The organism is Roseateles sp. UC29_93 (assembly GCF_042695725.1).
In the GTDB taxonomy this organism is placed as follows: domain Bacteria; phylum Pseudomonadota; class Gammaproteobacteria; order Burkholderiales; family Burkholderiaceae_C; genus Roseateles; species Roseateles noduli_A.
The window spans coordinates 3,496,057-3,514,399 of the sequence record NZ_CP170545.1; the positions used below are offsets into that span (position 1 = coordinate 3,496,057).

Here is an 18,343-nt window from a genome sequence, read left to right on the forward strand (position 1 = left end):
AGGGTGATGATCCGCCCCCATGTCGACTCCCCCGCCAGACGCCGCGTTCCGCCGCCGGCTCCATCGCATCTACGGTGCCTACACGATCGGCTTCGTCTTGCTGGTGGGGCTGCTGGGCGTGCTGGAGCGGATGGGGATGCCCAAGCAATGGCTGGGGTTCTCGTTCCTGCTGCTGACGGTGCTGATCTACGCCGGCATCGGCGTGTTCAGCCGCACCACCGACCCGGTCGAGTACTACGTTGCCGGTCGCCGCGTCCCGGCGTTCTACAACGGCATGGCCGCGGGCGCCGACTGGATGAGCGCGGCGAGTTTCCTCGGCATGGCGGGGAGCTTGTACCTCGCGGGCTACGGCGGGTTGGCCTTCGTGCTCGGCTGGACCGGCGGCTTCTGTCTCGTGGCCTTGCTGCTCGCCCCGTACCTGCGCCGCTTCGGCGGCTTCACGGTGCCGGACTTCCTCGGCGCCCGCTTCGAGAGCCGCGGCCTGCGCGTGATGGGCGCCGCGGCGGCGGTGCTGGTGTCCTTCATCTACCTCGTCGCGCAGATCTACGCGATCGGCCTGATCACGACGCGGCTGACGGGGCTGACCTTCGAGATCGGCCTGTTCGTCGGACTCGGCGGCGTGCTGGTGTGCTCCTTCCTCGGCGGCATGCGGGCCGTGACCTGGACCCAGGTGGCGCAGTACATCATCATGATCGTGGCCTACGTGGTGCCGGTGATGTGGCTGTCGACGCTGCAGACCGGTTCGCCGCTGCCGCAGTTCACCGCGGGCACCGAGATCCGCGAGATCACCGCCCGCGAGCAGCAGCTGCTGCACGATCCGAAGGAACTGCAGGTCCGTGGCCTCTATGAGCAGCGCGCCAAGGATTTCGAGCACCTGCTCGCCGGCCTGCCGCACTCGCTCGACGCGGAGCGCCAGCGCGTCTCGCAGGTGATCGCGCAGCTGAAGTTCGAGGATGCGCCGCTCGCGCAGATCCAGGCGGCGGAGAAGGTCCGCGCCGCGCTGCCGCGCACCGAGGCGGAGGCCCGCGAGCTCTGGTTGCGCGCCGTCGCCGCCAATCGACAGCGCGCCGAACCGCTCGCCGGCATGCCGCTGCACGCGCAGCCCTTCGCCGGCGATCCCGAGGGCACCCCGGCCGAGCAGGAGGCCTACACGCTGGCACGCCGCAACTTCCTGGCGCTGGTGCTCGTGCTGATGGTGGGCACCGCCGGGCTGCCGCACATCCTGACCCGCTATTACACGGTGCCGACGGTGGCGGAGGCGCGCACCTCGGTCGCGTGGACGCTGTTCTTCATCGCGCTGCTCTACCTGTTCGCGCCGGCGCTGGCGGTGATGCTCAAGCATGAGGTGCTGCATCACCTGGTCGGCTCGCCGATCGCGGAGCTGCCCGGGTGGATGAAGCAATGGATGCGCGTCGATCCCAGTCTGCTGAACATCCAGGACATCAACCAGGACGGCATCCTGCAGCTCGGCGAACTGCGCCTGGGCGGCGACATCGTCATGCTGATGACGCCCGAGCTCGCCGGTCTGCCGTACGTGCTCTCCGCGATGGTGGCCGCCGGTGCGCTGGCGGCGGCGCTGTCGACGGCGGACGGGCTGCTGCTGACGATCTCCAGCGCGCTCTCGCACGACGTCTACTACCGCGTCATGAACCCGCGCGCCTCGATGACGCAGCGGGTGACGATCTCCAAGGCGCTGCTGCTGGCGACCGCGCTCACCGCCGCCGCCGTGGCCGCTCAGAAACCGGCGGACATCCTGCTGCTGGTGTCGGCGGCGTTCTCGCTGTCGGGATCCACGCTGGTGCCGGCGCTGGTCGCGGGCATCTTCTGGAAACGCGCCAACAAGCAGGGCGCGGCCGCCGGCATGCTCGCGGGGCTGGGCATGACGCTGTACTACATGGTGGGAGCCCACGCCGGCCTGCGCCAGGCGCTCGGGATCGGCGGCGCCCCGCAGCTGTGGTGGGGCATCCAGCCGATGGCGGCGGCGCTGTTCGGACTGCCGGCGGGCATCGCCGCGCTGGTCGTGGTGAGCCTGCTGACGCCGCCGCCGTCGCCGACGGCCCGCGCGCTGCAGGCCCGGGTCACGGGCGCCGCACCCTGAACGCCTTGAACGCCTTGAGCCCCCGGGAATGGGGCGGCTCTTCGCGCCTCTCGGCCGGCCAGTGGACGGCAAGGGCCAAAGTCGTCTAGAATCCGCGATTCCCCTTGCCGGGCCCAGGAGTAGACGCTGGGGTCCGGCTTTCAGGCCAAGGGCAGAACATCACCCGATGTTGGTGCCGGCGGTCGTTGAAACCCACAAGGAGTACACATGCGTCACTATGAGATCGTTCTGCTGATCCATCCGGATCAAAGCGAACAAGTTCCGGCGATGCTGGAGCGCTACAAGGGCCTGGTCACCAACGGTGGTGGCAAGGTGCATCGCGTGGAAGACTGGGGCCGCCGTCAGCTGGCCTACATGATCCAGAAGCTGGCCAAGGCGCATTACCTGTGCCTGAACATCGAGTGCAGCAAGGAAATCCTGGCTGAAATCGAGACCGGTTTCCGCTTCAACGACGCCGTGCTGCGTCACCTGACCGTCGTCAAGGACAAGGCCGAGACGAACCCGTCGGTGATGATGAAGGCCGTCGAGCGCGAAGAAGCCCGCAAGGCCCCGCAAGAAGCGTCCGCCTGAGCTGACAAGCGCGATCCCTGACGTTCCCGAATTCCTGACCCGCACAGCATCCGCGCCCGCATGAACCGACTGGTACTGCAGGCACAGATCCTCGAAACCGCGGCGATCCGATACACCCCCGCCGGGCTCCCGGCCCTGGACCTGATGCTCAAGCATGAGTCCGTGGTCGACGAAGCCGGTGCTCCGCGCAAGGTCGCGCTGGAGATCAAGGCGGTGGCCATCGGTGATGTCGTGAAGCGGGTCCAGGCGCTGGACCTGACGGAGAAGACGGTGTTCACCGGATTTCTCTCGGCACAGCGACAGGGGCGAGGCACGGTGTTTCACATCACCGGCTTCGCGGACTGAACGGGACGGACAGGTCGCGCAGATCGTTTAAATCTGGATAGATAGCAGGAGTTCACTATGCCCCCGCCACGTGGTAAAGGTCGGTTCTCGAAGGACCGCAAGCCCAAGCGCAATCAACAATCGCTGCTGTTCCGTCGCAAGCGTTTCTGCCGCTTCACCGTCGCCGGTGTCGAGCAGATCGACTACAAGGACGTCGACGTCCTGCGCGACTTCGTCGGCGAAAACGGCAAGATCGTGCCCGCCCGCCTGACCGGCACGCGCGCCTTCTTCCAGCGTCAGCTGTCGGTGTGCATCAAGCGCGCCCGCTTCCTGGCCCTGCTGCCGTACAGCGACCAGCACAAGGTCTAAGGAGTCCACCCCATGCAAGTCATCCTGCTGGAAAAAGTGGCCAACCTGGGTAACCTCGGCGACGTCGTCAAGGTCAAGGACGGCTACGCCCGCAACTTCCTGATCCCGACCCGCCAGGCGCGCCGCGCCACGGAATCGGCGATCAAGGAATTCGAAGCCAAGCGCGCCGAACTGGAAAAGATCGCCGCCGAGAAGCTGTCCGCTGCGCAAGCCCTGGGCGAGAAGATCAACGGCAACACCGTGACGATCTCGCAGAAGGCTGGCGTCGACGGCCGTCTGTTCGGTTCCGTGACCAACGCCGACATCGCTGAAGCGCTGACCAAGGCCGGCACGGCCATCGTCAAGTCGCAAGTGCGTCTGCCCAACGGTCCGCTGAAGACCGTCGGCGAATTCCCGATCAACGTCGCTCCGCACACCGACGTGGTGGTGGAAGTGACCGTGAAGGTCGTCGCCGAAGTCGAGTAATTGCTCGACACACCCGTTGGGCGCTTCGCGCGCCCTTCGGGCATGCCCCGACTTGCGAAGGCCGACTGGTCCAGCAAAGATCGGGGCAGAACAAAAGAAAGCCGACAGCTGCGAAGCCGTCGGCTTTCTGCTTTTCCGGGGGTTGAGTTATCCCGCTCGCTCCACAAGCTATCAAAAGCTCATCCACAGGCTTGTCCACAATGTCCGCGATCTTCACCACGCCCGGGTCAGGTGCCAGCGACAGCGAAATCGCGCGACTGCGCGTGCCGCCCAATTCGGTGGAAGCCGAGCAGAGCGTGCTCGGCGGCCTGCTGATCGACAACACCGCCTGGGACAAGGCGGCGGACACGCTCAGCGACTCCGACTTCTACCGCTACGAGCACAAGCAGGTCTACGCCGCGATCGGCAAGCTGATCAACGGCGGCAAGCCGGCGGACGTGGTGACGGTGTTCGAGGAACTGACCTCGGTCGGCAAGGCCGAGGAGTGCGGCGGTCTGGCCTACCTGAACGCGCTGGCGCAGGGCGTGCCCAGCGCCGCCAACCTGCGCCGCTATGCCGAGATCGTTCGCGAGCGCGCGATCCTGCGCAAGCTGGTGGCGACCTCGGACGAGATCGCGACCGCCGCGCTGAATCCCGCCGGCCGCGCGGTCAACGAGATCCTGGACGAGGCCGAAGGCAAGATCTTCCGCATCAACGAGGAAGGCTCGCGCGGCGGCACCGGATTCCAGAGCATGGACCGGCTGATGGTCGAGCTGATGGACCGCGTCAACGAGCTGGCGGAGCAGGGCGCCGAGGACGTCACCGGCGTGCGCACCGGCTTCTACGACCTGGACCGCATGACCGCGGGCCTGCAGCGCGGCGACCTGATCATCCTGGCGGCGCGGCCGTCGATGGGCAAGACCGCGTTCGCGATCAACATCGGCGAAGCCGTGGCGATCAACGAGGGCCTGCCGGTCATCATCTACTCGATGGAAATGGGCGCGGCGCAGCTGGCGCTGCGGATGGTCGGCTCCATCGGCCGCATCGACCAGAGCAACCTGCGCACCGGACGCCTGAAGGACGACGAGTGGGGGCGGCTGGCCGAGGCCGTCGACAAGCTCGGCAACGCGCCGATCTACATCGACGAGAGTCCGGGCCTCTCGCCCAGCGAAGTGCGCTCCAGAGCCCGGCGCCAGGCGCGCATCTCGGGCCAGATCGGCCTGATCATCATCGACTACCTGCAGCTGATGAGCGGCAACGGCGGTGGCAGCGAGGAGAACCGCGCGACCGTGGTCGGCGAGATCTCGCGGGGCCTGAAGGCGCTGGCCAAGGAGCTGCGCTGCCCGGTGATCGCGCTGTCGCAGCTGAACCGTTCGGTGGAGACACGGCCGGACAAGCGGCCGATGATGTCCGACCTGCGCGAGTCGGGCGCCATCGAGCAGGACGCGGACATCATCATGTTCATCTACCGCGACGAGTACTACACCAAGGACGAGTGCAAGGAGCCGGGTGTCGCGGAGATCATCATCGCCAAGCAGCGTAACGGCCCGGTGGGCACGGTGAAGCTGGCCTTCGCGCGGCAGAACACGAAGTTCGAGAATCTGGCGCCGGGTTACGTCAGCCCGGGCGGCGACGAGTATTGACCGACGGGGCCAGGCAGGCTCCGGGAGAAGCACCATGCCTGACCACCGTCCACTCCTTCACCAGACCGCGGAGCTGGCTGCCCGCTACCTCGAGGGCATCGAGCGACGGCACGTCGGCGGCCTGGCCACGCGCGAAGGACTGCTGTCCGCCTTGGGCGGGGCGCTGCCCCGGCAAGGACTGACCCCCGGCCAGGTGATCGAGGACCTGGCCCGCTTCGCGGACCCGGGCGTCGTCGCGAGTGCCGGCCCGCGCTACTTCGGCTTCGTGACCGGCGGCGCATTGCCCGCCGCGCTCGCGGCGGACTGGCTGGCGAGCGCCTGGGACCAGAACGCGTTCTCGTGGGTGATGTCGCCGGCCGCCGCCGTCGTGGAAGAGGTGGCCGCCGGCTGGATCCTCGATCTGCTCGGACTGCCGGCGTCGTCCTCGGTCGGATTCACGTCCGGCGCCACGATGGCCACCTTCACCGGCATCCTGGCGGGGCGCCACCGCGTGCTGTCGCGCGCGGGCTGGGACGTCCAGCGCGACGGCCTGATCGGCGCGCCGCCGCTGACGGTCGTGCTGGGCACCGAGGCGCATGCCACGGTGCTGTCCGCCCTGCAGATGGCAGGCCTGGGCAGCGGCCGGGCCCGGCGCGTGGACAGCGATGAACAAGGACGCATGAAGCCCGGCGCGCTGCGCAGCCTGCTTGCGGAACTCGGAGACCGTCCGGTGCTGGTGTCGGCCCAGGCGGGCAACGTCAATTCCGGCGCATTCGACCCGCTGCCGGAGATCGTCGACGCCGTCCGCGCACACCCGAATGCCTGGCTGCATGTGGACGGCGCGTTCGGGTTGTGGGCGGCGGCCTCCGACGCGCTTCGATCGCATGTCGACGGGGTGGCCGGCGCCGACTCCTGGACGACCGATGCGCACAAGTGGCTCAACGTGCCCTACGACTGCGGCGTGGTCATCGTGCGCGATGCCGACGCACATCGGGCCGCGGTCAACTTCGGTGCCGCCTATTACGTGGTGGGCGACGGTGGCGTCCGGGAGCCGGGATCCTGGGTGCCGGACTCGTCGCGGCGGGCGCGCGGCTTCGCGGTCTATGCGGCCTTGCGCCAACTGGGCCGGGCAGGTGTCGCCGATCTGGTGGACCGTTGCTGCGCGCTGGCCCGGCGGCTGGCCGACGGGCTGCGCGATGCGCCCGGTGTGGCGATCCTCAATGACGTGGTGCTGAACCAGGTGCTCGTGCGTTTCGCTCCGACGGCGCGGCCGGGCGACGGCCCCGACGTCGACACTGACGTCGACGCTGACGCGATCGATGCCTTCACGCGCCGGGTGATCGCCGCGGTCCAGCAGGACGGCACCTGCTGGGCCGGTGGCACGACCTGGCACGGCATGGCCGCGATGCGGGTCTCGGTCTCGAACTGGGCCACTCGCGAAGCCGACGTGGACGCCTCCGTCGAGGCCATCCGCCGGTGCGCCGCCTCCGCCTGAGGGTGGAGCCACTGCAACGATGAATCAACGCGCCACGCGCACCGATTCCGGCACGAGCCGATAGCCGCTGGTCGCCAGGGCTGAACTGAGGGGCGGACCTCGAGCGTGCCGGTGCGTCGAACGACCACCCGCTCACCCACGTGAAAACCGACGGCCATTCAGGCCTGCCTAAGTTTCGGCATTGAAGTCTACCAACTAGTAGGTAAACTATGAATCACATCAAACGGCAGGCCTCTGCGCAGCAACTGGAATTCACTTCATCATGTCCCATCACGTCGAATCCTCCGTCCTCAAGCAGGACCATTGGCTCAAGCGCTACTACCTCACCCGCGCGCTGTTCTCCATCGTCTGGGTCGCCGCCGCGATCGTCATCGGCAGCCGGTCACCGGTGATCGCCGCGGTGCTGCTGGTCCTCTATCCGGTCTGGGACGCCGCCGCGAACTGGGTGGACGCCAACGCCAGCGGCGGCCTGCAGGCCAACCGCACGCAGCGCATCAACGTGTGGGCGAGCGGCATCACGACGCTCGCCGTCTGCCTGGCGCTGACCGCGGGCATGAACGCCGTGCTCGGCGTCTTCGGGGCCTGGGCGATCGCGTCGGGTCTCATGCAGCTCGGCACGGCGCTGCGCCGCTGGAAGTCGCAGGGCGGGCAATGGGTCATGGTGCTGAGCGGCGCCCAGTCCGCACTGGCGGGCGGTTTCTTCATCGCGCAGGCGCAGAAGGCCGACGTTCCCTCGATCGTGAACGTCGCGGGCTACGCGGGCGTCGGCGCGCTGTACTTCCTCATCTCCGGCATCTGGCTGACCGTCAGCCTCTCGCGTCGGGCGAAGAAGGCATCCGCCTGAGCGCTGCGCGATGAAGGACGCCCTGGAGCCGCATGGGCTCATGCGGTTCGATGGCGATGGCGATGGCGATGGCGATGGCGATGCGGCGGGGTCAGGTGTTGAGCGTCACGCCCGTCAGCCGCTCGCTGAGCGTCCACAGCCGCTCGGCCTGCGTCGGGTCGATCGCCCAGGGCCGCACGCCGCCGTCGAACACCTCGCCGTCGGCCACGACGCGCGCGACGTCGCAGTTCTCGCAATAGAGGCCACCGAGGCCGTCCAGTTGCCGGCTGGTCGCGCACCACAGCGTGGTGGCCGCCCCCTGCGAGAGGTTCTTGTAGCGTCCGCCTTCCTCGACCGACATGCCCGCCGGGGCAACGCCATGGGCGTTGTCCGGAGAGAGGCCGAAGGCGGCGTAGTCCTCGGCGGTGAGATCGCGTGTCAGGTCCGTGAGGATGGCGCCCGGATGCACGGCGAAGCCGCGCACGCCGTGGGCCGCGCCTCGGCGATCGAGGCCGACCGCGAAGAGCGCGTTGGCGGATTTGGACTGGCCGTAGGCCAGCCATTTGTCGTAGGGGCGTTGCGCGAAATCCGGATCGTCGAAGTCGACCGGCGCGAAGCGGTGACCGAGCGAGGTCAGCACGACGACACGCGCGGCGCCCGCGCGCAACAGCGCGGGCCACAGCCGCAGCGTCAGCTCGAAATGACCGAGGTGGTTGGCGGCGAACTGGCTTTCGTGACCCCGCGCGTCGCGACGTAAGGGCGTCGCCATGATGCCGGCGTTGAGGATCAGCAGATCGAGCGCGTCACCGCGGCCCACGAGCTCGTCCGCGAAACGCGCGATCGAGGCCGGGTCCAGCAGGTCCATCTCGGCCTGCTCGACGTTCGGGAGTCCTTGGAGGGCGACCCGCGCCTTGTCAGGACTGCGCGCCGGCACGACGACCCGCGCGCCCGCCGCGGCGAGCCCACGCACGGTTTCCAGGCCGAGGCCCGCGTAGCCGCCGGTCACGACGACGCGCTGGCCGGTGAGGTCGACGTCGCGCAGGACGTCCGTCGCCGGGGTCGTGGGGCCGAGGCCGGAGGGCAGGGGATGCTGGTGGGTGTTCATGCTGGACATGATCTGCCACCGGGCCGCGGACGGCCATGCCGTCCGATCCGGATCAATTGCCTGATCGTCCGGCCTGCAGGGCTTCCGGCGGCAGGCCTGCCACGGCACGGGTCCACATGCGCTCGTAGAGCGCCTCCAGGTCGCGCGCGAAGGCCGTTGAATCGATCCATGCGGGGATCGCCGGGGTCGCCCGGGCGGCTTGATCCGCCTGATCCGCCTGATCCGCCTGATCTGCCTGATCTGCCTGGTCTGCCTGAACCGCTCGGCTGGCGAGTGCGCAGACCTTGTCGACATACGCCTCGGGCGTGTCGCAGACCAGCCCGAACAACCCGGCCTGAACGAGGAGGCTCTCCGCCACGCGTGACGCGAACCCATCACCGCGCAGCGTCACCACCGGCACGCCGGCCGCGAGCGCATCGCTGGTCGTCGTGTGCCCGTTGCAGGGCCAGGTGTCGAGGGCCACATCCGCCGCGGCGAGCCGGTTCCAGTGCTCGGCCATGCCCACCGGCGGCATGAACACGATCCGCTCCGGCGCGATGCCGCGTGACGCGGCCTCGGCGCGCAGCTGCGCGTCGGCCTGCTCGCCGCCGCTGAGCTGCCACAGCAGCGCCTGCGGCAGGCGATGCAGGATCGTCATCCATGCGTCGAAGACGGTGGGCGTGATCTTCAGCACCACGTTCGCCGAGAGCAGCACGATCGCATCGTCCGGCAGATCGAGTTCAGCGCGCGGCGTCGGCACGATGCGCCGCGTCGCGTCGCCGGGCTGGTAGCAGCGCGGCAACTGCGCGATCCGTTCAGCGTAGAACGGCGCATCGGCGAGCGGCGTCACGATCGCGTCGCCGATGACGTAGTCGATGAAGTCCGCGCCGCAGGTGCCCGGGAAGCCGAGCCACGCGACCTGCACCGGCGCCGGTCGCGCAGCCAGCGCGATGAAGCGGCTGCCGGCGGTGTGGCCCTTCAGGTCGACGGCGATGTCGACACCCTCGGCGCGCATGCGCGCAGCGATGCCGGCGGGATCGAGATCGCCGACATCGATGAAGCGCTCGCAGGAGGCGCGGAGGCGCTGCTGCAGCGGCGATCCGTCGTCGGGCCCGTGCGAGAACAGCAGCACCTCGAAGCGCTCGCGATCGCGGCACTCCAGGACCTCGACCATCAACGCGGCGGTCGCGTGGGCATGGAAGTCGGAAGACAGATAACCGATGCGCAGCTTCGGTTTCGCGATGGCTGTCACTGGCGGCAAGGCCGCGATGCCGCGGCTCAGGAATCGCGTGCTCAGCCGCGCGACCTTCAGCAGATCCGCCGCCGCGTGCGGCAGCGTGGCCAGCGCGAAGGGCACGCCGAATTCATCGTCGGCGTCGTCGGGCTTCGCACGGATGACCGCGTGCAGCGCGCGCAGGTTCTCGTCGAAGTCCAACCAGCGCGCGCATTGCTGGTCGCCATGGGCCTGGTAGGCCTGCGCCATGACGCTGTCGGGTCGCAGCGCGGCGACGGTGCGGAAGCACTCGGCCGCCTCCGCCTTCATCTGCAGCGACTGCAGCGCGAAGGCCAGCTGCAGGTAGGCGTCGACGTCGTCGATCTTCAGCGCGAGCGCCTGCATCAGCGGGCCGATCGCGTCCTGCACGCGCCCGCTGCGCCGCAGCGATTCGCCGAGGTAGCGCTGGAGCTCGCTGGACGCGACCTGCGCGTGCGGCTCGAGCAGCGCGACGGCCTCGGCGTAGCGGCCGCGGCCCATCTCGTGGAGCGCGTTGCGCAGCAGGTCTTTGAGGGCATCCATGGGGGACGATTATGGAAGCTCAGGCCACCGTGCCCGACGGCGCGCAGAGCTCGATGCAGAACGCCATGAACGCCTCCACCGAGGCCGGCGGCAGCCGCCGCGACGGCCGCACGATGTGGAGCGGGAAGGTCTCGCCCGGCCAGTCCGGGAACAGCTCCACCAGCGTGCCGTCCGCGATCAGGTGCTCGACGCTGAGCGCCAGCACCTGCGCCACGCCGGCGCCCGCCACGCAGGCCTGCACCATCGCGTCGGCGTCGGTCATCGTCAGCGAGCCCGAGGTGGCCACCGTCAGCTGTTCCTTCGCGCGGCCCTTGCCGCGGACGAAGATCCATTCGAACGGCCGGCCGCGCTGCGGATCGATGTACTGGAGGCAGTCGTGCTTCGCCAGCTCGGCGGGCTTGCGCGGGCGTCCGCGCCGGTCGAGGTAGGACGGCGCCGCCACTGTCAGCACGCGGTTCTCCAGCAGCTTGCGCGAGGTCATCGTCGACGCCGGCTGCGGCCCGAAGCGCACGGCCACGTCGACGCCCTCCGCGACCAGGTCGCCGCTGCCCGGGAACTGCACCATCGTCAGCGTCAGGTCCGGGTAGAGCGCCTGCAGCCGGGGCAGGGCGGGCGCGAGCACGTAGCGCGCGAACAGTGGATTCAGGCTCACCCGCAGCGCGCCGCGCACGCTGACCGCCGCGCCGGAGACCAGGTTGGCCGCCTCCTCGATGCCTTCCAGGTGCGGCACCGCGTGCTCGTACAGCCGCGCGCCTTCGCCGGTGAGGTGCAGCGAGCGCGTCGTGCGGTCGAGCAGCCGCACGCCCAGCCGCTCCTCCAGCCGCGACACCGCCCGGCTCACGCCCGAGGCCGACATTCCCAGCACTTCGCCGGCCTTGCTGAAGCTGCCCGATTCCACCACCGCGGCCAACACGCTCATGCCGGCCAGCAGACGCCCGTCGATGCTCATCTTTGAATTTCCGCAAAGATCATTTGAGCGACTCTACCTTTATCAAAGATCGCCCGCTTCGCATCATTCGGTCCGTTGCCTCAATCCCGAGTCGACTCCCTCCCGAGTCCTCAACGAATCCCCAGCGATTCCCCCAACGGAGTTCCCCATGACCGATCGCGACATCCTCTTCAAGGCCGGCACCGTCATCACGATGGATCCCGCGCTGCCCAACCTGGCCGTCGGCGACGTGCTGGTGCGCGACGGCCGCATCGCCGCCGTCGGCGCTGCCCTGCCGGCCGGCGACGCCGAGGTCATCAACGCCGCCGGTTGCATCGTGATGCCCGGCCTGGTCGACGCCCACCACCACGCCTGGCTGGGCGTGATGCGCCGGCTGATGCCCGACGTCGACGACCTCTTCGCCTACATCGACGTGGTCGCCGAGCGGCTCGGCGCGCACGTCCGCCCGCAGGACATGTTCACCAGCACGATGCTGACGGCGGCCGCCTCGCTGGACGCCGGCATCACGACGATCGTCGACGCCTGCCACAGCGCGCGCAGTCCCGAGCACACCGATGCCGCGCTCGACGCGCTGGATGCCTCGGGGATCCGCGCGCTGCACATGGTCGGCCCCGCGATGGACAAGGGGGCGTCGTCGGCGCATCTGCCGGGCGATCTGGCGCGCCTGGCCGCGCGCTGGAACGCGAGCGGCAGCCGCGTGAAGGTCGGCCTCTTCGGCCAGTTGAAGCTGGACTGGTGGGAAGTCGCGCGCGGCCTGGACATGCGCATCCTGACCGAGTTCATCGGCGACCTGGCGCAGCTCGGCCCCGAGTTCGCGAAGCCCGGCGTGCTGGGCCCGCACAACCTCTTCAACCATTGCACGCGCGTCCCCGCGGCGACGTGGCGGCTGTTCGCCGACGCCGGCGTCAACATCACCGTGAATCCGCGCTCGGACGCGCTGTTCGGCTTCGACGACGAGACCTTCGCCTACCAGGTGGCCGTCGACCACGGCCTGACGCCGGCGCTGGGCATCGACCTCGACACCGCCTTCGGCAGCGACCTGTTCGGTGAGATGCATGCGCTGTTCCACCAGCAGCGCGCGGCGATGCGCTATCGCCGTTTCCGCGGCGAGGCGGACGTCCCCGCGCCGATCGGCGTCGAGGAAGTGCTGCGCGCCGCCACCGTCAACGGCGCCCGGGCGGCGGGTCTCGAGGATCGTGTCGGCATGCTGACGCCGGGCAAGGCGGCCGACCTCATCATGGTCCGCACGCAGGGCGCGGCCGTGTTCCCGGTGACGAACGCGATCGCCACGATCGTGCAGGCGGTAGAACGCGCCGACGTCGATACCGTCGCGGTCGGCGGGCGCCTGCGCAAGCGCGGCGGGCGGCTGGTCGATGTCGATCTGGCGAGGCTCGCCGCCGACGCGGCCGCATCACGCGACTTCCTGCTCAGCGCCAGCGGGCATCGCGTCGACCTGTTCAAGAGCGCGGCATGAACGCGCCGACCTTCACCGCCGCCCAGGCCGCCACGCCGACCTTGAACCGTCCCGCGCCCGGCGTCATCGCGGCGCTGTTCTGCGGCTACCTGGCCGTCGGCCTGCCGCTGCCGGTGCTGCCGCTGTTCATTCATGAGCAGTTGGGCTTCGGCACGCTGACCGTCGGGCTGGTCATCGGTCTGCAGTTTCTCGCCACGGTCGTCACGCGGGGCTATGCGGGTCGCCTCGTCGACGGGCAGGGCGGGCGGCGCTCAGCGTTGCAGGGGGCGCTCGGCTGCGCGGTGGCGGGCCTGCTCTACCTGGTCGCCGCGCTGCCCGGCTGGTCGTCCGCGACGGCGCTGGCGATCGTCGTCGCCGGGCGGCTGGTGGCCGGCTTCGGAGAAAGCCAGTTCGTCACCGGCTGCGTGTCCTGGTCCATCGCCTCGGTGGGGCCGCAGCGCGCCGGCATGTCCATGTCGTGGACCGGCATCGCGATGTTCGGCGCGCTCTCCATCGGCGCGCCGATGGGGATGTGGCTGTATCGCGGCCACGGCGGCGGCCATGACGGCGCCCACGGCCTGGTCCCCGTGATGGCCGCCTGCATTGCGGCGCCGCTGGTCGCCTGGGTCATCGCGCTGGCGACGCCGGCCTGGCGCATGGCCGGTGGCCCGCGGCTGCCGTTCCGGCGCGTCGTGGGTCAGATCTGGCGGCAGGGACTCGGCCTGACGCTGCAGGGCGTCGGTCTCGCCGGCCTGACCGCCTTCGCGTCGCTCTACTTCGCGGCGCGCGGATGGTCGCAGGCCGGCATCGTGATGACCTGCTTCGGCGTCGGCTTCATCGCCGTGCGGCTGCTGCTCGGGCATCTGCCCGACAGGATCGGCGGTCGGCGCGTGGCGTTGTGGTCGCTGGTTGTCGAGGCGGTCGGGCAGGGCCTCGTCTGGGGCGCGCCGCAGCAGGCCCTCGCGCTGGCCGGCGCCTTCGTGTCCGGCTTGGGCTGCGCGCTGATCTACCCGGCGCTGGGCGTCGAGGCGCTCAAGCGCGTGCCGCCCGCCAGCCGCGGCAGCGCGATCGGCGCGTTCGCGGCTTTCCTCGACATCGCCTACGGCCTGGCCGGGCCGGCGGCGGGGCTGGTGGCCGGCCGTTTCGGATACGCGGCGGTGTATGCGCTGGGGGCGGTGGCGGCGCTGCTCGGTGCGGTGCTGGTCGTCACCGACGGTCAGAAGGCATGAGCCCGACGGATGCCGATGGGTGTCGACGGATGCCGATGGGCACTGGCATTTGTCGGCGATACTGTATAAATTGACAGTATGCCGCAAGACACCAGGATCGCTCCCCCGCCGCTGTACATCCAGGCCGACGCGCTGAAGGGCCGGGGCAGCGCCTGGGCGATGCCGCACCGCTTCGAATCGCGCGAGCGCGAGCAGTATGACGACGGCTGGGGCACGCTGGACCAGGAGGCGCTCGAGGAACACATCGCGCCCAGGACGCAGATCATCGAGGAGCACGCGAAGAAGATCGTCAGCGGCAACCAGTCGCCGGACATCGGCTTCGACCTGTCGATCAATCCGTACCGGGGCTGCGAGCACGGCTGCATCTACTGCTTCGCGCGGCCGACGCACAGCTACCTGAACCTGTCGCCGGGCCTGGACTTCGAGACCAAGATCATCGCGAAGGTCAACGCCGCGGAGCGGCTGCGAGAGACGCTGGCTTCGTCCGCGTACAGGCCCGCGCCGCTGGTGCTGGGCACGGCGACCGATGCCTACCAGCCGATCGAACGCAAGCTGGGCATCACGCGCGCCGTCGTGGAGGTGCTGACGGAGGCGCGGCATCCGTTCTCGGTGGTGACGAAGTCCAGCGGCATCGAGCGCGACCTGGACCTGATCGTGCCGATGGCGCTGCGGCGGCAGGTGTCGGTCTATCTGTCGGTGACCTCGCTGGACCCGGCGCTGTCGCGGATCCTGGAGCCGCGCGCGGCCTCGCCGCAGCGGCGGCTGCAGACGATCAGGACGCTGGCGGAGGCGGGCGTGCCGGTCGGCGTCAGCGTGTCCCCGGTGATCCCGTTCCTCAACGAGCCGGAGCTGGAGCGCATCCTCGAAGCCGCCGCGGAAGCGGGGGCGACAAAGGCCTTCAGCATCCCGCTGCGGCTGCCGTGGGAGGTGGCGCCGCTGTTCCACGACTGGCTGCGGCTGCATCAGCCCGACAAGGCGGCGCGCATCATGGCGCGGCTGCACGACATGCGCGGCGGCAAGGACAACGATCCGCGCTTCGGCACGCGCTTCACCGGCGAGGGGATCTGGGCCGAGCTGCTGCAGCAGCGCTTGCGCAAGGCCTCCAAGCGCTTGGGCCTGGGCCGCGAGCGGCACCAGTTCGACTTCAGCGAGTTCCGTCCGCCCGCCAAGGTGGTGGGACAGCAGTCGTTGTTCTGAAGACATCGCGTGGTCACGTCGCGGGGCAGGCAAGACCTGTCCCCGATTTCGACGTTAGCTAGGTGCAAACCCTGATTTGCATCGCGCCTCGCAACCTTCGACCCGCTTCCCGAGCACCCATGAATCAGCCGGCGGTCCCTGTCAGGGGTCGCGCCGGTGGCAACGCCGTCGCTCCCAGCGAAGGTTTCGTGGGTTCTCTTTCGCGGGAGCGCGATGCTGTCCATCCTGATCGGCCATTCCTACTTCCTCCGCTTCGATCCCAAGCAATTCGAGCGCGCCAAGCCCTATCCGCCACTGGCGACGCTGCAGGTCGCCGCGCAGGTGCGCAACGCCGGCCATGACGTGGCGCTGTTCGACGCGATGCTGGCCGACGGCACCGCCGACTTCGAGGCCCGGGTGCGGACCCACGCGCCGCAGGTGGTCGTGCTCTACGAGGACAACTACAACTACCTGAGCAAGATGTGCCTGGGCCGGATGCGGGCCGCGGCCTGCGAGATGACGGCCGCCCGCGCGCCGCCAGGGCGCCCGGGTCCTCATCGCCGGCTCCGATCCGAGCGACGATCCCGATCCCTACCTCGACGCCGGCGCCGACGTCGTGTTGCTCGGCGAGGGCCTCGAGGCCTTGCGCCTGCTGCTCGCGCGGCTGGACCGCCATCCGCGCGAGTCCGTCACCGCGCTGTGCGCGGGCTTGTCCGGCATCGCCGCCCGCATCGACGGACGGACGGTCCGGCGCCAGGACGAGTCCCACTCTCCGTCCCCCTCTGCGCCGCCCTCCCAGCACAACTCCGAGCACAACGCCGAGCACAACGCCGAGCCTGCCTCCGAGCCCGCGCCGGCGGCTTCCGCCTCGTCCTTCTCTGCGCCGCCCCCGCCCGTCATGACACCCGCAGTGACGCCCACCATCGGCCGGCCCGTCGTCTGGCTGGGCGGCGACGTCGCCGATGCGCGGACACCGTCGCGCACGCCGGTCGGCGACATCGCCTGGGACCTGGTCGACATCGACCACTATCGCGCCGTGTGGCGCCGCGCGCACGGCCGTTTCAGCCTGAACATGGCCGGCTCCAAGGGCTGCTCGTTCCGCTGCGCCTGGTGCGCCAAGCCGATCTGGGGCAACCGCTACCAGCCACGCGCGCCGGAGGCGGTCGCCGCCGAGATGCTCTGGCTGCGGCAACACCTGGCCCCCCGATCACGTCTGGTTCGCCGACGACATCTTCGGTTTCCGCGCCGACTGGGTGCGCCGTTTCGCCGCGACGCTGGCGGAGGGCGGCGGCGGTCTGCCGTTCACGATCCAGACGCGCGCCGACCTGATCACCGAGGCGATGGCCGATGCGCTGCGGGACGCCGGCTGCCAGGAGGCCTGGATCGGCGCGGAAAGCGGCAGCCAGCGCGTGCTGGACGCGATGCACAAGGGCACGACGGTGGAGGAGCTGCACGTCGCGCGGCGCCGCCTCGGCGCGCGCGGCATTCGCGTCGGCTTCTTCATCCAGCTCGGCTACCTCGGCGAGGAGATCGAGGACCTGCGCGCCACGCGCGCGCTGATCGAAGAGGCGCGGCCCGACGACATCGGCGTCAGCGTGTCATATCCGCTGCCGGGCACGCCCTTCCACGAGCAGGTCAAGGCGCAGCTCGGCGCCAAGACCCATTGGGACGACAGCGGCGACCTGGCCATGATGTTCAAGGGCCGCTACACGAGCGAGTTCTATCGCGCGATGCGCCACCTGCTGCATCGGCAGGTGAGTCTCGATCAGGCGCACTGGACGGCGGACTGGACGGCGGACCGGCGGCGCGCCGCCCGCGACCGGCTGCGGCGCGAGTGGCAGGTGTTGCTGGGCCGCGAGGACCGCTACCGCACGGCCCTGCCGTCAGCCGCCGCCGGCACCGCCCAGGAGCCGCCGCAGGTCCGCGGCGGTCTCGCGCGGGTGGCGGCCGCGAGCTAGCTCGAAGGCCGGCAGATGCGCACAGCGCTCGACGGTCTCTTGCCAGCCAGGACGCCAGGCGGCATAGGGCTGCGTCGTGGCCAGCCGCGCCGCGACCTCGGCCGGCGCCAGCGGCCGCCAGGGATCGGCACCCGGGGCGGGCGTCGGCGACAGGAACACCAGCAGGCCGAGCACCGGCGGCGTGGCGGCCAGCGGCAGCCAGCCGCCGCGCAGGTCGAGTTCGAACTTCTCGGCGCCGCTGCGGCGTCGGATCACGGGCGACGCCGCCAGTCGCGCCCGCGTCGCCGCATCGTCGACGCGGTCGAGGCTGTCGGTGCGCAGATGCAGGAAGTTCGGCACGCCGGTGACGCGCAGCGTGGTCGGGTCGAGGAAGGCGCCGTCCTCGGTCACGCCCGCCAGGCCCTGCAGCATCGCGTGCAGCGTCAGCGTGGACTTGCCCGCGCCGCTGTGGCCGATCAGCAGGGCGGCGCGGCCGTCCAGCGCGACGGCGCCGGCATGCAGCGCGTGCAGGCCCTGCGCCCGGGCAGCGAGCTGGTAGACGGCGCACTCGACCAGTTCCATGCGGGCGTCGAGGGGCCGGTCCAGCAGCTCGGGCGACAGCGTCACCAGCGCGCGGCCGAGCTCGGGCATCACCAGCGTCATGTTGACGGCGTCGAGCGCGACGCCGAAGACGCCGGCGCCGCTCAGGTGGCGCGCGGCGGGCGGTCGGTCCAGGCCGGGCGGCCAGCCGGCCGTCTCGCCGCGACGCAGCCGGACCTGCAGCGCCGGGCCGCCGCCCAGGCGCTGCGGCGGCACGCCGGCGTAGGCCGCGTCGACCGGCGCGAGCAGCGGCTCGTCGTCGGCGAGGAATTCAAAGGTGGCGCCCAGCAGGTCCGCGCGGCGGCGCAGGAGCGGGCGTTGTTGTTCGTCGAACGGGTCGACGGGATCGCCGAGAGGTGTCATTCGCATGGCAGT

17 protein-coding genes are annotated in these 18,343 nt (G+C 70.0%); 12 read left to right on the forward strand and 5 right to left on the reverse strand.

Features of this window, described 5'->3' with window-relative positions; all coding sequences use genetic code 11:
• Positions 1 to 19 precede the first annotated feature (19 nt).
• From ACFJIX_RS16230 to ACFJIX_RS16265, 8 genes are all read left to right on the forward strand, one after another.
• Positions 20 to 2,098: a sodium:solute symporter family protein gene (locus ACFJIX_RS16230; protein WP_377152710.1), complete on the forward strand. Its 2,079-nt coding sequence runs from the start codon at positions 20 to 22 to the stop codon at positions 2,096 to 2,098.
• 207 nt (positions 2,099 to 2,305) lie between these two features.
• A complete protein-coding gene (gene rpsF, locus ACFJIX_RS16235; protein ID WP_067062529.1) occupies positions 2,306 to 2,668 on the forward strand; it encodes a 30S ribosomal protein S6 in 363 nt (120 codons plus the stop codon).
• A gap of 60 nt (positions 2,669 to 2,728) precedes the next feature.
• Positions 2,729 to 3,013 carry a primosomal replication protein N gene (priB, locus tag ACFJIX_RS16240; protein WP_377152712.1) on the forward strand — a complete coding sequence of 95 codons (285 nt, stop codon included), beginning with the start codon at positions 2,729 to 2,731 and terminating at the stop codon, positions 3,011 to 3,013.
• A gap of 57 nt (positions 3,014 to 3,070) precedes the next feature.
• Entirely contained in the window at positions 3,071 to 3,361 is a 291-nt protein-coding gene (gene rpsR / locus ACFJIX_RS16245; protein WP_067275431.1) for a 30S ribosomal protein S18, read from the forward strand.
• 12 nt (positions 3,362 to 3,373) lie between these two features.
• The gene (rplI, locus tag ACFJIX_RS16250; RefSeq protein ID WP_377152714.1) at positions 3,374 to 3,826 is read left to right on the forward strand and encodes a 50S ribosomal protein L9; all 453 of its coding nucleotides are present in this window, start codon (positions 3,374 to 3,376) and stop codon (positions 3,824 to 3,826) included.
• 200 nt (positions 3,827 to 4,026) lie between these two features.
• Positions 4,027 to 5,448 (forward strand): replicative DNA helicase, encoded by a 1,422-nt coding sequence (gene dnaB / locus ACFJIX_RS16255; protein ID WP_377152716.1) that lies wholly within the window; start codon positions 4,027 to 4,029, stop codon positions 5,446 to 5,448.
• 34 nt (positions 5,449 to 5,482) lie between these two features.
• Positions 5,483 to 6,922 (forward strand): pyridoxal phosphate-dependent decarboxylase family protein, encoded by a 1,440-nt coding sequence (locus ACFJIX_RS16260; protein WP_377152718.1) that lies wholly within the window; start codon positions 5,483 to 5,485, stop codon positions 6,920 to 6,922.
• 262 nt (positions 6,923 to 7,184) lie between these two features.
• Positions 7,185 to 7,766, forward strand: a complete 582-nt coding sequence (locus ACFJIX_RS16265) for a DUF308 domain-containing protein (RefSeq protein ID WP_377152720.1) — start codon at positions 7,185 to 7,187, stop codon at positions 7,764 to 7,766.
• Between the two features lie 91 nt (positions 7,767 to 7,857).
• Here ACFJIX_RS16265 and ACFJIX_RS16270 read toward each other — a convergent pair whose 3' ends face one another.
• From ACFJIX_RS16270 to ACFJIX_RS16280, 3 genes are read right to left on the reverse strand one after another with little or no spacing between them, the layout of a single operon-like run.
• Positions 7,858 to 8,859 carry an oxidoreductase gene (locus ACFJIX_RS16270; protein ID WP_377152722.1) on the reverse strand — a complete coding sequence of 334 codons (1,002 nt, stop codon included), beginning with the start codon at positions 8,857 to 8,859 and terminating at the stop codon, positions 7,858 to 7,860.
• Positions 8,860 to 8,902: 43 nt separating this feature from the next.
• Positions 8,903 to 10,624 (reverse strand): UDP-N-acetylglucosamine-peptide N-acetylglucosaminyltransferase, encoded by a 1,722-nt coding sequence (locus ACFJIX_RS16275; RefSeq protein ID WP_377152724.1) that lies wholly within the window; start codon positions 10,622 to 10,624, stop codon positions 8,903 to 8,905.
• 19 nt (positions 10,625 to 10,643) lie between these two features.
• The gene (locus ACFJIX_RS16280; RefSeq protein WP_377152726.1) at positions 10,644 to 11,573 is read right to left on the reverse strand and encodes a LysR family transcriptional regulator; all 930 of its coding nucleotides are present in this window, start codon (positions 11,571 to 11,573) and stop codon (positions 10,644 to 10,646) included.
• A 148-nt stretch (positions 11,574 to 11,721) separates the two neighbouring features.
• Here ACFJIX_RS16280 and ACFJIX_RS16285 point away from each other — a divergent pair, with 148 nt between their 5' ends.
• The 3 genes from ACFJIX_RS16285 (at position 11,722) to ACFJIX_RS16295 (ending at position 15,452) form a co-directional block, all read left to right on the forward strand.
• Positions 11,722 to 13,047 carry an amidohydrolase family protein gene (locus ACFJIX_RS16285; RefSeq protein ID WP_377152728.1) on the forward strand — a complete coding sequence of 442 codons (1,326 nt, stop codon included), beginning with the start codon at positions 11,722 to 11,724 and terminating at the stop codon, positions 13,045 to 13,047.
• Positions 13,044 to 14,255: an arabinose transporter gene (locus ACFJIX_RS16290; protein WP_377152730.1), complete on the forward strand. Its 1,212-nt coding sequence runs from the start codon at positions 13,044 to 13,046 to the stop codon at positions 14,253 to 14,255. The genes ACFJIX_RS16285 and ACFJIX_RS16290 overlap by 4 nt, the downstream gene beginning before the upstream one ends.
• Before the next feature lie 78 nt (positions 14,256 to 14,333).
• Entirely contained in the window at positions 14,334 to 15,452 is a 1,119-nt protein-coding gene (locus ACFJIX_RS16295) for a PA0069 family radical SAM protein (protein ID WP_377152732.1), read from the forward strand.
• A 570-nt stretch (positions 15,453 to 16,022) separates the two neighbouring features.
• Here ACFJIX_RS16295 and ACFJIX_RS16300 read toward each other — a convergent pair.
• Entirely contained in the window at positions 16,023 to 16,451 is a 429-nt protein-coding gene (locus ACFJIX_RS16300; protein WP_377152734.1) for a hypothetical protein, read from the reverse strand.
• Between the two features lie 233 nt (positions 16,452 to 16,684).
• Between ACFJIX_RS16300 and ACFJIX_RS16305 the strand changes: the two genes are divergently transcribed.
• On the forward strand, positions 16,685 to 17,389 hold the full coding sequence (locus ACFJIX_RS16305; protein ID WP_377152736.1) for a B12-binding domain-containing radical SAM protein: 705 nt from the start codon (positions 16,685 to 16,687) through the stop codon (positions 17,387 to 17,389).
• Here the strand turns inward: ACFJIX_RS16305 and ACFJIX_RS16310 are convergent.
• Positions 17,315 to 18,337, reverse strand: coding sequence for a hypothetical protein (locus ACFJIX_RS16310; RefSeq protein WP_377152738.1), 1,023 nt, complete (start codon positions 18,335 to 18,337; stop codon positions 17,315 to 17,317). The two genes, ACFJIX_RS16305 and ACFJIX_RS16310, sit on opposite strands and share 75 nt — an antisense overlap.
• Positions 18,338 to 18,343 lie beyond the last annotated feature (6 nt).

What these genes read in the sequence shown, in the direction of transcription:
- ACFJIX_RS16230 (WP_377152710.1), top strand. Translation starts at nt 20, where the DNA reads ATGTCGACTCCCCCGCCAGACGCCGCGTTCCGCCGCCGGCTCCATCGC.
- rpsF (WP_067062529.1), top strand. Translation starts at nt 2,306, where the DNA reads ATGCGTCACTATGAGATCGTTCTGCTGATCCATCCGGATCAAAGCGAA.
- priB (WP_377152712.1), top strand. Translation starts at nt 2,729, where the DNA reads ATGAACCGACTGGTACTGCAGGCACAGATCCTCGAAACCGCGGCGATC.
- rpsR (WP_067275431.1), top strand. Translation starts at nt 3,071, where the DNA reads ATGCCCCCGCCACGTGGTAAAGGTCGGTTCTCGAAGGACCGCAAGCCC.
- rplI (WP_377152714.1), top strand. Translation starts at nt 3,374, where the DNA reads ATGCAAGTCATCCTGCTGGAAAAAGTGGCCAACCTGGGTAACCTCGGC.
- dnaB (WP_377152716.1), top strand. Translation starts at nt 4,027, where the DNA reads ATGTCCGCGATCTTCACCACGCCCGGGTCAGGTGCCAGCGACAGCGAA.
- ACFJIX_RS16260 (WP_377152718.1), top strand. Translation starts at nt 5,483, where the DNA reads ATGCCTGACCACCGTCCACTCCTTCACCAGACCGCGGAGCTGGCTGCC.
- ACFJIX_RS16265 (WP_377152720.1), top strand. Translation starts at nt 7,185, where the DNA reads ATGTCCCATCACGTCGAATCCTCCGTCCTCAAGCAGGACCATTGGCTC.
- ACFJIX_RS16270 (WP_377152722.1), bottom strand. Translation starts at nt 8,859, where the DNA reads ATGTCCAGCATGAACACCCACCAGCATCCCCTGCCCTCCGGCCTCGGC.
- ACFJIX_RS16275 (WP_377152724.1), bottom strand. Translation starts at nt 10,624, where the DNA reads ATGGATGCCCTCAAAGACCTGCTGCGCAACGCGCTCCACGAGATGGGC.
- ACFJIX_RS16280 (WP_377152726.1), bottom strand. Translation starts at nt 11,573, where the DNA reads ATGAGCATCGACGGGCGTCTGCTGGCCGGCATGAGCGTGTTGGCCGCG.
- ACFJIX_RS16285 (WP_377152728.1), top strand. Translation starts at nt 11,722, where the DNA reads ATGACCGATCGCGACATCCTCTTCAAGGCCGGCACCGTCATCACGATG.
- ACFJIX_RS16290 (WP_377152730.1), top strand. Translation starts at nt 13,044, where the DNA reads ATGAACGCGCCGACCTTCACCGCCGCCCAGGCCGCCACGCCGACCTTG.
- ACFJIX_RS16295 (WP_377152732.1), top strand. Translation starts at nt 14,334, where the DNA reads ATGCCGCAAGACACCAGGATCGCTCCCCCGCCGCTGTACATCCAGGCC.
- ACFJIX_RS16300 (WP_377152734.1), bottom strand. Translation starts at nt 16,451, where the DNA reads ATGTCGACCAGGTCCCAGGCGATGTCGCCGACCGGCGTGCGCGACGGT.
- ACFJIX_RS16310 (WP_377152738.1), bottom strand. Translation starts at nt 18,337, where the DNA reads ATGCGAATGACACCTCTCGGCGATCCCGTCGACCCGTTCGACGAACAA.